This window comes from Nocardioides sp. (genome assembly GCF_031397825.1).
Taxonomy (GTDB): Bacteria; Actinomycetota; Actinomycetes; order Propionibacteriales; family Nocardioidaceae; genus Nocardioides.
Window position 1 is genome coordinate 1 of sequence record NZ_JANNML010000092.1, and the last position, 11,467, is coordinate 11,467.

General features: G+C 71.0%; 12 protein-coding genes and 1 tRNA gene. 7 read left to right on the top strand and 6 right to left on the bottom strand.

What is annotated here, in order from left to right; genetic code table 11:
- Positions 1-380, bottom strand: a 380-nt coding sequence (locus tag RMN98_RS08275; protein ID WP_309648340.1) for a 2-oxoacid:acceptor oxidoreductase family protein, incomplete at its 3' end; no start/stop codon positions are given.
- A gap of 275 nt (positions 381-655) precedes the next feature.
- Here RMN98_RS08275 and RMN98_RS08280 point away from each other — a divergent pair.
- Genes RMN98_RS08280 through RMN98_RS08295 form a run of 4 tightly spaced genes read left to right on the top strand, consistent with a single transcriptional unit; the run spans position 656 to position 4,382 of the window.
- Entirely contained in the window at positions 656-1,699 is a 1,044-nt protein-coding gene (locus RMN98_RS08280; RefSeq protein WP_309648341.1) for a sulfate ABC transporter substrate-binding protein, read from the top strand.
- Positions 1,696-2,574: a sulfate ABC transporter permease subunit CysT gene (gene cysT / locus RMN98_RS08285; protein WP_309648342.1), complete on the top strand. Its 879-nt coding sequence runs from the start codon at positions 1,696-1,698 to the stop codon at positions 2,572-2,574. The genes RMN98_RS08280 and cysT overlap by 4 nt, the downstream gene beginning before the upstream one ends.
- Positions 2,567-3,376: a sulfate ABC transporter permease subunit gene (locus RMN98_RS08290; protein ID WP_309648343.1), complete on the top strand. Its 810-nt coding sequence runs from the start codon at positions 2,567-2,569 to the stop codon at positions 3,374-3,376. The genes cysT and RMN98_RS08290 overlap by 8 nt, the downstream gene beginning before the upstream one ends.
- 34 nt (positions 3,377-3,410) lie before the next feature.
- On the top strand, positions 3,411-4,382 hold the full coding sequence (locus RMN98_RS08295; protein ID WP_309648344.1) for a TOBE-like domain-containing protein: 972 nt from the start codon (positions 3,411-3,413) through the stop codon (positions 4,380-4,382).
- Positions 4,383-4,424: 42 nt separating this feature from the next.
- Here RMN98_RS08295 and RMN98_RS08300 read toward each other — a convergent pair whose 3' ends face one another.
- Positions 4,425-4,916: a YajQ family cyclic di-GMP-binding protein gene (locus RMN98_RS08300; protein WP_309648345.1), complete on the bottom strand. Its 492-nt coding sequence runs from the start codon at positions 4,914-4,916 to the stop codon at positions 4,425-4,427.
- 106 nt (positions 4,917-5,022) lie between these two features.
- Here RMN98_RS08300 and RMN98_RS08305 point away from each other — a divergent pair.
- Both RMN98_RS08305 and RMN98_RS08310 read left to right on the top strand, forming a co-directional pair.
- Positions 5,023-5,105, top strand: a tRNA-Tyr gene (locus RMN98_RS08305).
- Positions 5,106-5,268: 163 nt separating this feature from the next.
- The gene (locus RMN98_RS08310) at positions 5,269-6,003 is read left to right on the top strand and encodes a hypothetical protein (protein WP_309648346.1); all 735 of its coding nucleotides are present in this window, start codon (positions 5,269-5,271) and stop codon (positions 6,001-6,003) included.
- An 80-nt stretch (positions 6,004-6,083) separates the two neighbouring features.
- Here RMN98_RS08310 and RMN98_RS08315 read toward each other — a convergent pair whose 3' ends face one another.
- Positions 6,084-7,022, bottom strand: a complete 939-nt coding sequence (locus tag RMN98_RS08315) for a metallophosphoesterase (protein ID WP_309648347.1) — start codon at positions 7,020-7,022, stop codon at positions 6,084-6,086.
- Positions 7,023-7,052: 30 nt separating this feature from the next.
- Entirely contained in the window at positions 7,053-7,520 is a 468-nt protein-coding gene (locus RMN98_RS08320) for a nitroreductase/quinone reductase family protein (protein WP_309648348.1), read from the bottom strand.
- Between the two features lie 96 nt (positions 7,521-7,616).
- Between RMN98_RS08320 and mptB the strand changes: the two genes are divergently transcribed.
- Entirely contained in the window at positions 7,617-9,167 is a 1,551-nt protein-coding gene (gene mptB, locus RMN98_RS08325) for a polyprenol phosphomannose-dependent alpha 1,6 mannosyltransferase MptB (RefSeq protein ID WP_309648349.1), read from the top strand.
- Here the strand turns inward: mptB and RMN98_RS08330 are convergent.
- Together RMN98_RS08330 and RMN98_RS08335 are read right to left on the bottom strand one after the other, a co-directional pair.
- Entirely contained in the window at positions 9,096-10,166 is a 1,071-nt protein-coding gene (locus RMN98_RS08330) for a glycosyltransferase (RefSeq protein WP_309648351.1), read from the bottom strand. The genes mptB and RMN98_RS08330 overlap by 72 nt on opposite strands.
- A gap of 123 nt (positions 10,167-10,289) precedes the next feature.
- Positions 10,290-11,417, bottom strand: a complete 1,128-nt coding sequence (locus RMN98_RS08335) for a fumarylacetoacetate hydrolase family protein (RefSeq protein ID WP_309648350.1) — start codon at positions 11,415-11,417, stop codon at positions 10,290-10,292.
- Positions 11,418-11,467 lie beyond the last annotated feature (50 nt).

An 11,467-nucleotide genomic window follows, 5' to 3' on the forward strand; every position in this document is an offset into this window, starting at 1 on the left:
TCCAGGGGGTTGGCGTCGTAGCCGGCCTTGGTCAGGTTGCGGGCGGTGAAGTCGTGGGTGTCCACGATGATCTGCGCGCCCTTGGGCAGGTCACCCAGGTTGGCCTTCAGTGCGGCGGGGTTCATCGCGACCAGCACGTCGGGGGCGTCGCCCGCGGTCAGGATGTCGTGGTCGGCGAAGTGGACCTGGAACGAGGAGACACCCGGGAGCGTGCCCTGAGGGGCGCGGATCTCGGCGGGGAAGTTGGGCAGGGTCACCAGGTCGTTGCCGAACACCGCTGACTCCTGGGTGAACCGGTCACCCGTGAGCTGCATCCCGTCACCGGAGTCGCCCGCGAACCGGATGATCACCCGATCGAGCTGCTTGACCTGCTTGGACACCCTTGCCCGCCTTCGTCGTCACGTTCCCTTGCCCCCGCGATGGTAACCGGGGGATCGCGAGAACTGGAACACGTTCCAGTTCTGGGGGTAGCCCCGTCGCGACCCTCCACGATAGTCCGCCTCCGTCCGGACCAAAGGCCGTCTCCCCGTCTGGACCCGTGACGCGCGACACGGCGGTTCTATTCGCTTTTACTGACTAAATATGATTAGTTTGATCGACATTAGGGACAACGATGTTGGGCGGCCGCGCCCGGCACGAACGAAAGAGTGATCAGATGAAGAAGACGATCAAGGCCGCGGTGGCTGCTTCCGTCACCGGGGTGCTGGCCTTGACCGGGTGCTCTGCTGCGGGTGGGAGCAGCGGTTCCGGTGAGACGATCAGCGTCAACGCGTTCTCCGTGATGGAGGCGGCCAACGAGCCCGTCTTCGACGACTTCGAGGGCACCGACGACGGTGCGGACGTGACCTTCCAGACGTCGTACGGCGCCTCGGGTGACCAGAGCCGTGCGGTCGTCGCGGGAGCGGACGCCGATGTCGTCCACTACAGCCTGGAGACCGACGTGACGCGCCTCGTGGGAGAGGGCCTGGTCGCCGAGGACTGGAAGGACAACGCCACCAACGGCATCGCCACGTCCTCCGTCGTGGTGTTCGTGGTCCGCAAGGGCAACCCCGACGGCATCGCGACGTGGGACGACATCGTCGAGCCCGGCGTCGAGATCATCACGCCCAACCCCGGCTCGTCCGGCTCGGCGCGGTGGAACATCCTGGCGGCGTGGGCGCACATCACCGGCAACGGTGGCAGCGAGGAGGAGGCGCGCGCCTTCATCACCTCCCTGCTCGACAACACCATCGCGCTCCCCGGCAGCGGTCGTGAGGCGACCACCGCCTTCACCGACGGCTCCGGCGACGTCCTCCTCTCCTACGAGAACGAGGCGATCCTGGCCAAGCAGAGCGGCGCCGACATCGACTACGTCGTCCCGCCGGACACGCTCCTCATCGAGAACCCGGCCACCGTCACGGTCGACGCGGACGAGACGGCGCAGTCCTTCCTCGAGTTCATGACCTCGCCCGAGGCCCAGGCCGACTACGCCCAGTCGGGCTTCCGTCCGGTCGTCGACGGCGTCGGGATCGAGGACGTCGAGGGTGCCAACGACCCGGCCGACCCGTTCCCGACCCCGGAGACGCTCTTCACGATCGACGACACCTTCAACGGGTGGGGCGAGGCAGCGGACCTCTACTTCGGTGACGGTGAAGAGGGCAACCCGCTGGGCATCATCACCGAGCTCCAGCAGACGACCGGTCAGGTCGGCGAGGAATGACCTCCGCCCTGATCGGGGCGAGCGTCGAAGCCGGGCCGGCGTCCCCCGAGGGACGCCGGCCGCGGCGCGTTCGCCGTACGACGCCACGCAACACGCTGACCCGGGGCGCCGGCCTCGGGCTCGGCGTGGCCATGATCTGGTTCAGCCTGCTGGTCCTGATCCCGCTCACCGCCGTCATCGCCGCAGCCGGACAGGGTGGTTGGTCGGGCTACATCGACGTCCTGCGCAACGACCAGACCTGGGCCGCGGTGACGCTGACGGTCTCCCAGGCGCTGGTCGTGACCCTGGTCAACATCGTGATCGGCTCGATCATCGCCTGGGTGCTCGTGCGCGACGACTTCTGGGGCAAGCGGCTGCTCGACGTGATCATCGACGTGCCCTTCGCCCTGCCGACCATCGTCGCCGGGCTGGTGCTCCTCTCGCTCTACGGGCCCAACAGCCCGCTGGGGCTGCACTGGGCCTTCACGCCCAACGCCGTCACCCTGGCCCTGGCCTTCGTGACGCTGCCCTTCATCGTGCGCACGGTGCAGCCGGTCCTCGAGGAGCTCGAGGCCGACGTCGAGGAGGCTGCTGCCTCCCTGGGTGCCAGCCGGGCCACGATCGTGCGTCGGATCATCCTGCCGAGCCTGGCCCCGGCCATCGCCGCGGGTGCGGCACTGTCCTTCGCCCGGGCTATCTCGGAGTACGGCTCGTTGGTGCTGCTCAGCGGCAACCGACCGTTCCAGACCGAGGTGGTCTCGGTGCGGGTGCTCACCTTCATCGAGAACGGCAACAACCAGTCGGCCGCCGCGCTGGCGTCGATCATGCTCGCGGTGGCGCTGGTCGTGATCGTCGCGCTCGACATCGTGCAGCGGAGGGTGGCCCGCCGTGGTTGACGTCTCCACCCCCACCACGTGGCTGCTGCGGCTGGTCGCCGTCGGCTACGTGTTCTTCCTCGTCGCCTGGCCCGTGGGCCTGGTCGTGCAGCAGACCTTCAGCAACGGCATCTCCAACCTGACCGACGCGCTCAGCGACGAGCAGGTCGTCGGGGCCCTCCAGCTGACGCTGATGGTCGCCTTCTGGGCCGTGGTCATCAACCTCGTCTTCGGGGTCGGCATCTCGCTGCTGCTGGTGCGCTTCGAGTTCCCCGGCAAACGGGTGCTGTCCGCGCTCATCGACCTGCCGCTGTCGGTGTCCCCGGTCGTGGTCGGCCTGGCGCTGCTCCTCGTCTACAACGGGCGGGACGGCTGGATCGGCCCCACGGCCGAGAGCCGGGGCTTCCAGATCATCTTCGACTCGCCCGGCATGATCATGGCGACCTGTTTCGTGGCCCTGCCGCTGATCATCCGTGAGGTCGTCCCCGTCCTTCACGAGATCGGTGACGACCAGGAGCAGGCGGCGCGCAGCCTCGGCGCCAGCACCCGTCAGACCTTCTGGCGGATCACGCTGCCCAGCATCAAGTGGGCGGTCGTCTACGGCGTGGTGCTGAGCCTGGCTCGCAGCCTCGGCGAGTTCGGAGCGGTCAAGATCGTCTCCGGCAACATCACCGGGCAGACCCAGACCGCGACGCTCGTGGTCGAGGCGAAGTACCAGAACTTCCAGCAGGAGACGGCCTACGCCACGTCCTTCCTGCTGATCGTGGTGTCCATCGCCGCGCTGGTCGTCGTCGCCTTCCTGCGCCCCAAGCGCGCCCACTGACCCTCTCGCCCTCAGCACCCCGAAGGAACCCACCATGAGCATCGACGTCAAGAACGTCACCAAGAAGTTCGGAGACTTCGTCGCCCTCGACGACGTCTCCGTGTCCCTGCCCACCGGCCAGCTGACGGCCCTGCTCGGCCCCTCGGGAGGGGGGAAGTCGACGCTCCTGCGGATCATCGCCGGTCTCGACGCCGCCGACACCGGGACGATCGACATCGAGGGCACCGACGCCACCAGGCTGCCCGCCCAGAAGCGCAACGTCGGCTTCGTCTTCCAGCACTACGCGGTCTTCAAGCACATGACCGTGGCCAAGAACGTCGCCTTCGGCCTCGAGATCCGCAAGCGACCCAAGGCCGAGATCGAGCACCGGGTCGAGGAGCTGCTCAAGCTCGTGCACCTCTCGCAGTTCTCCCACCGGCTGCCCTCGCAGCTCTCGGGCGGCCAGCGCCAGCGCATGGCGCTGGCGCGTGCGCTCGCCGTCGAGCCGAAGGTGCTCCTGCTCGATGAGCCCTTCGGTGCCCTCGACGCCAAGGTGCGCAAGGAGCTGCGTGACTGGCTGCGTCGCCTGCACGACGAGGTGCACGTGACGACGGTCTTCGTCACCCACGACCAGGAGGAGGCCCTCGAGGTCGCCGACGAGATCGTGGTGATCAACGAGGGCCGGGTCGAGCAGATCGGCAGTCCCGACCAGCTCTACGACGAGCCGGCCAACGACTTCGTCATGGGCTTCCTCGGTGAGGTCACCCAGCTGGGCCCCGTGCGCCTGCGCCCCCACGACATCGAGGTGTCGGCCCACCCCGGAGTCGCCGGCGCGATCACCGGTCAGGTCACCCGGGTCCTGCGGGTCGGCTTCGAGGTGCGCCTGACGGTGACCACCGGGGGCGGCGAGGTGACCGCCGTGCTCACCAGGACGCACGCGCGCCAGCTCGAGCTGGTCGAGGGCTCCCAGGTGTGGCTCACCGCGGCCTCGGGCGCCGCCACGGTGCCGGCCATGGTGGCCGTCTGACGAGGGCCGGCCGGGGGAGAACCAGGCCCCGGCCGGCGTTGCTCAGCGGTAGTTGGTGAACTGGACCGCGAAGTCCCAGTCCTCGCCGCGCACCAGCGCCTGGACGGCCTGGAGGTCGTCGCGCTTCTTGGAGGAGACCCGGAGCTCGTCGCCCTGGATCTGCGCCTTCACACCCTTGGGGCCCTCGTCGCGGATCAGCTTGGAGATCTTCTTGGCGTCCTCGGAGCTGATGCCCTCCTTGAGGGCGATGCCGATCTTGGAGACCGTGCCGGACTGGCGCGGCTCGGAGGCGTCGATCACCTTCAGGCTGACGTCACGCTTGATCAGCTTGCCCTGGAAGACGTCGAGGACGGCCGTGGCGCGGTCGTCGGCCGAGGCGGTGATCTCGATCGCCTCGTCGCCCTGCCACTCGATCGTCGCGCCGGTGCCCTTGAAGTCGAACCGGGTCGCGATCTCCCGTGCGGTCTGGCCGAGCGCGTTGTCGACCTCCTGGCGGTCGTACTTGCTCACGATGTCGAAGGACGAGTCGCCCATCTGAGATCACCTGCTCCTGGTCTGTGCGTTTTTCACTCGCGGGTTTCGCTGCGCTATTGTTTCGCCTCGTTGCCGCTCGACCAAACACCGGGCGCGCGACGGACCCGGCAGGTTGCCCGAGCGGCCAATGGGAACGGACTGTAAATCCGTCGGCTTATGCCTACGCAGGTTCGAATCCTGCACCTGCCACCGACGCCCCAGCATCGCGATCCGATGCCGGGGCGTCCGTCATTTCCGGGCCGGAGGCATTTCGATCTGGTGTGATCTGCGTCAAATCCGCTCCGGGGAGCGGCTCCGAACCATGGACAGCGACCACAGGCGGTCGCGCGCTCCCGACCGGAAGGCTCCTCCCATGCGACTCCCCTCCCCCTCGATGTTCGTCTCGATCGCCGCTCTCGTCGTCGCCGCCAGCGGCACGTCCTACGCCGTGGCGACCATCGGCTCCGACGACATCCGCAACGGCTCGATCCTGCCGGCGGACATCAAGGACAACCAGCTCAAGACGAACGACATCAAGGACGGCGGCCTGCTGGCCCGCGACTTCCGCGAGGGTCAGCTGCCCCAGGGGGCCCAGGGCGCCGAGGGCCCCCAGGGTCCTGCCGGCCCCGCCGGCCCTGCGGGTGCCGACGGCACCGGCCGCTGGGTGCTGATCAACGCGGCGGGCCAGATCGAGGCACAGTCGGGCGGCTTCACGCTCGTCGCGGGCTACCCGGTGCTGCCCAACACGGCGGTCGCCCCGGCGCCCGACAACAGCCTGCGCGCCAACGGCAACGTCTACATCAACGCCGGCGAGGACCTCGGCGACAACGCCATCGTGGCGTCGATCATCCTGCAGAACACGATCGACCAGGACGGCGGCGGCATGGCTGGTCGCACCGCCGGCGCCGACGCCAACGCCGAGTTCTCCGGTGAGATCGCCGTGAGCCGCTGCAACACCGGCGCGCCCACGACACCCCCGGCGGGCCGCACCAACTGTGCTCCCTCCGGCGCCCAGAACGCCCAGTCGTTCGTCGTCTCCCCGCGCCTGAGCGACGGCTCGGTCACCACCGACGCCAACCGCAAGGCGTTCTACGTCATCATCGCCTGATCACCTGACGTCATGACGACGCCCCGGACCTCTCGAGGTCCGGGGCGTCGTGCGTCCGGGGCCGGCTCCGGACCCGCTGATCAGGCGCGCGGCGCGTGGCTCTCGCCGTCGATGTTGAACGGCGAGTCCTTGCGCGACAGGATCTCGCGGCGCTCCTCAGGGCTCAGCGCCTCGACCTGGGCGACCACGTCCGAGGGGTAGCCCTGGATCTCGGGCGCCTGCGCGAGCGGCACGATCGTGTGCACGATCCGGTCGGCGTAGACGTGCATCATCGTGAAGGCCTGGTGGCCGTCGACGCCCGACACGAAGCGCTCCACGGGTGCCGGGTCGGAGGTGTAGCAGGAGGCCGAGGCCACGCTCACCGGGACGCCGGCGAACTGCGAGTAGGTCGAGAAGTGGAAGTGGCCACCGACGATCGAGCGCACGTCGGTGCCGCGGACCACCTCGGCGAGCCGGTCCTGCTCCACCAGCTCGATGATCTCGGCGGCACGCAGCATCGGCAACGGGATCGGCGGGTGGTGCATCGCAATGACGGTGCCGTGCTCGGCCGGTGTCGCCAGGAGGTCGCGAAGCCAGGCGAGCTGGCTGTCCTCGAGCTCCCCGTGGTGGTAGCCCGGCACGCTGGTGTCCAGGGCGATGACGCGGAGCCCGTCGACGTCGTAGACCCGGTCCTGGGGGGCGTCGGAGGCCTCGCCGAACAGCCCCTCGGCGTACTCCGCCCGCTCGTCGTGGTTGCCCATCACCCAGACCACCTGCGCACCCATGGCCGCAGCCGCCGGCTCCACGAGCTCGCGCAGCCGGGCGTACGCCGCCGGCTCGGCCTTGTCGGCCAGGTCGCCGGTGAAGACCAGCACCTGCGGGGGCGGGTCGACGTGGGTGAGCCGCTCGAGCGCCTGCACGAGCCCTGCCTCAGGGTCCACGACGCCGTACTGCAGCACACCGCCGGCCAGGAGGTGGGGATCGCTGAGGTGGGCGATGACGTGGGTCGGCGGCGCGTGCTGGCCGAGCTGCAGGTGCATCCGGTCAGGGTAGGGCCGGGGCGAGGTGCGTCAGGTGCGTTCGAGGTAGAACACCGGGATCAGCCGGGTGGTGCGCTCCTCGTACGTCGCGAAGTTGGGCCACGTCGCGAGCATGACCTGCCACAAGCGCGCCCGCTCCTCGCCCTCGACCTCGCGTGCGGTCACCTCGTGCTCACGGGCGGAGTAGCGGATCGTCGCGGTCGTGGCCGCTCGCAGGTTGTTGACCCACAGCGGCATGTCCGGCCCCCCGAAGTAGGAGCCCGCGACCAGCCACCCGCCGGCGTGGGGCACGCACAGCAGGGGGGTGGTGCGGGGGATCCCGCTCTTGCGGCCCGCGACGGTGAGCATCAGGTTGGGCAGGCCGGCGATGTCGAGGATCGTCACCCGCCCCCCGGTCGCGCGCTGGAGCGTCTTGTCGGTCCAGACGACCTGCGGGAGCAGCTTCGGCATCCAGGACTGGGCGCCGATGCGCACGGCGAGCGGAGTGAGGAGGCCCATGGGGGAAATGTAGGGCAGTCGTCACGTCGCCGATGGTTCGTCTGCGGTTCAGGAACGCGCCGCCGGCTCCTCGCCGAGGCTGCTTACCGTGCATCCGTGCTGTCGCGTGGGTTCGTCGGTTCCGTCCTGGTGCTCCTGGGCGGTCTGGTGGTGTCCACGCTGCCCCGCTCGTCGCCGGTGATGGACTGGGATCTCCTCGGTGCCCTGCGAGGCGAGGAGGCTGGTCGGATGGCCGGGCTGACCCTCGTGCTCCTCGGGCTCGGCCTGCTCGCCGGCCAGTGGCTCTCGCTGTGCCGCCACGTCGCCCTGGCCCGTGGGCACGACCGCGACGACGCGCTGTCGCTGGTGCGTCATGCCACCGTGGTCTGGGCTGCGCCGCTGGTGCTCGCGCCGCCCCTGTTCTCGCGGGACGGCTGGTCCTACGCCGCCCAGGGGATGCTCGCCCACCTCGGGCTCTCGCCCTACGAGCACGGGCCGTCGGTGCTGCGCGGCCCCGTCATCGAGGCGGTCGACCCCCGCTGGCTCGACACGATCGCGCCCTACGGCCCGGTGCCGCTGGCGCTGGGCGGCCTCGCGGCCGGCGAGACCGGCAACCCCTGGGTGCTCGTCGTCGGCCACCGCGTCGTCGCCCTGCTCGGTCTCGCGCTCCTGGCGTGGGCGATCCCGAGGCTGGCGCAGTGGCGCGGCGTCGACCCGGCGCTCGCGTCGGCCGTCGTCCTGGCCTCCCCGTTGATGCTCGCCCACGGCGTGGGCGGGCTCCACAACGACCTGCTGATGGTGGGCCTGATGGCCGCCGCGCTCGTCCTGGCCGTCGAGCACACCTGGTGGCTCGGCGTCGTGGTCGGGGGCCTGGCGGCCGCGGTCAAGGTGCCGGGTGGGTTGGTCTGTGTCGCGATCGTCCTCGTGTCGCTCCCGGTGGGCGCCCCCCTCGTCGCACGCGTACGACGCCTGGTGGGCGCCGCGGCCCTCGCGCTCGGCACCGTGGCCGGACTCGGCGTGGTGACCGGACTGGGCGTCGGCTGGGTCCACGGCCTGGCCGTCCCCGGGACGGTCAACACCCCGCTGTCGGTGACCACGCTGCTCGGTGGGGCGCTCGACTGGACCGCCTCGGTGGTCGGGCTGGACCTGGGGCCCGCGACGTTCCTGGGCCTGTTGCGGGGGGTCGGGTCGCTGGTCACCGTCGGCGTGATCCTCCACGTCGCGCTGCGAGGTCGCACGGGCTCGCGCCCCGAGGCGCTGCACGGGCTGGCCCTGATGGTCGGTGCGACGGTGCTCCTGGGCCCGGTCGTCCACCTCTGGTACCTGCTGTGGGTCGTGCCGTTCCTCGCGGTGCTGCGCCTCTCGCGGCTGGGCACCGTCGGGCTCCTCGCCACCGCGACGGTGGCAGGCCTGGTGGCGCCGCTGGACTCGTCGCTGCACGGTGCCTACCTCGCCATCGTGCTCGGCAGCATGCTCGTGGCCGGGCTGCTGCCCGTGCTGCTGCTCACCTCGCGGGCGCGGGACCGCCTCGAGCGGATCGTGGGCGCGGTCTGGCCACCAGCTTCGCCAGCCCCGGTCCCTGTCCCGTCGGGCGCCTCAGGCAGGAAGCCGCAGCGCCCGGTCGGTGAGCTCGGCGTGCACCTCGAGCATCCGCTCCACCGAGCGTGACCACGGGAACAGCTCGGCCCGCTGACGGGCCGCCGCGCGCCGTCGACGCTCCGGGCGGGCGGCCACGCGCAGGACAGCGTCGGCCAGCGCGCCCGGGTCGGGCGTGCCCCAGGCACCGGAGTGGCGGTCCACGAGCTCCCGGGCCCCGCCCCGGTCGGCGGTGACGACGGGGGTCCCGCTGGCCAGGGCCTCCAGCACCGCGAGACCGAAGGTCTCGCCCGGGCACACCGACAGCCCGACGTCGGCCGAGGAGATCGCCCTGCTCAGCTCGGCCCGGCCCTCGACGAAGCCGCGGAAGTGGACCGGCGCGTCGCCGGCGAGCACTCGCAGCTCGTCGAGGTGCGGTCCGTCGCCGTAGACGTCGAGCCGCACGGGCACCCCGCGCCGGTGCAGCTCCACCGCGGTGGCCACCGCCAGGTGCGGTGACTTCTCCCGGGAGAGACGCCCGACGTGGGTCAGCCGCAGCACGTCACCGCGAGTGGGGCCCTCGTGCGGGCGGAACGTCGACAGGTCGACGCCGAGAGGCACCCGTCGTACGGGGCACCCGGCGGCGTCGGCGACGGCGCGGAACTCGCCCTCGGCATAACGCGACGTCACGACGACCGCGTCGAAGGAGCGGACCAGGATCCGGTTGAGGAGCTTGATCGAGGCCTTGGCGCTCACGTCCAGGCCGGTGCGCATCGCGAGCATGTCGTCGAGGCGCTCGTGCGAGATCAGGACGCTGGCCACCTCCCGTCGGCGCGCCCAGCGGGCGACGGGGAGCAGGGTCAGCTTGTCGCTGAGCTCGACCGAGGTCGGGCGCCACTGCTCCAGCACGTCGATCACCCGCCACGGCTCGACGATCAGGCGGTAGCCGCTGCCCACGCGCGGCGCCCGCACCTGGACCACGTCGCCGTGCTCGGTGCTGGTGACGTCGTCGACGGGACCCGGGATGATCAGCAACCGCTCGACCCCGGCAGCCACGTAGCCGCGGCCGAGGGCGTCGACGGCGTGCTTCATCCCGCCGGAGGCAGGACCGATGAAGTTGGCGAGCTGGGCGATGCGCACTTCCCGACCCTGCCGCGCGCCGGTGAACGCGCCGTGAGCCTGACGCGACCTCCGGTGGAACGGGTGCCGATCAGGTCAGCGGGCCGGCTCGATCCGACCGATGACCTCGCCGAGGGTGATCCGGCCGCCAGCGGTGCCGGGGGCGGAGTAGCGCAGGACGACCTCGTCGCCGTCCTCGAGGAACGTGCGGCCTCCGGCGAACGGCTCCGTGCCACCCCAGGACAGCTCCAGCAGTGAGCCGCGCTGTCCCGGCTCGGGGCCGCTGATGGTGCCCGACGCGAAGAGGTCACCGGTGCGCAGGGACGCGCCGTTGGAGGTCAGGTGCGCCAGCATCTGCGCCGGCGACCAGTACTGCGAGGAGTACGGCGGGCGGCTGACGACCTCGCCGTCCAGCACCACCTCCACGTCGATGTCGAGGCCGCGGGCGAGGTCGGGCGCGAGGTGGTCGAGCGGGCGGGGCTCCTGGCCCGGCAGGTCGGTCCACGCCGCCTCGAGCGCCGCCAGCGGCGTCACCCAGGGCGAGATCGAGGTGGCGAACGACTTGCCGAGGAAGGGCCCGAGCGGGACGTACTCGAAGGCCTGGAGGTCGCGCGCCGACCAGTCGTTGAGGCCCACCACGCCGAAGACGTGCCGCGCGAAGTCGTCGTGCGCCACCGTGCTCCCGGGCTCGGAGCCGACCCCGACCACGAAGCCCAGCTCGGCCTCGAGGTCGAGGCGACGGCTCGGCCCGAACAGCCCGACGCCGAGCTGGCCGCTGGGCCGCACCACCGGCGTGCCGCTGACGACGACCGTGCCGGCCCGCCCGTGGTAGCCGATGGGCAGGTGCCGCCAGGCGGTCGGCAACGAGTCCGCGTCGGGCCGGAAGATCCGGCCGACGTTGGTGGCGTGGTGCAGCGAGCTGTAGAAGTCGACGTAGTCCGCGACCTCGATCGGGAGGTGCAGGCGCACCGCGCCGACGTCGTACGACGGCGGGTCGGCGCTCTGCGCGAGCGCCGTGACCTCGGCGCGCGTGTGGGCCCACTCGTCCGGGCCCAGCGACAGGAAGGCGTTGATCGACGGCTCGGCGAAGCGGGCGCGCCCGGTCGCGGCGTGCAGGTCGAGCACGCGGTCGCCGAAGCGCACGCCGACCCGAGGGACGTCGCCGTCGACGGAGAAGACGCCGTAGGGCAGGTGGTCGGTGCCCCAGCCGGCGGTCGCGCTCACGGGACCAGACCCCGGGACCGGAGGTCGGCCAGGGTCGCCGCGACGTCGGG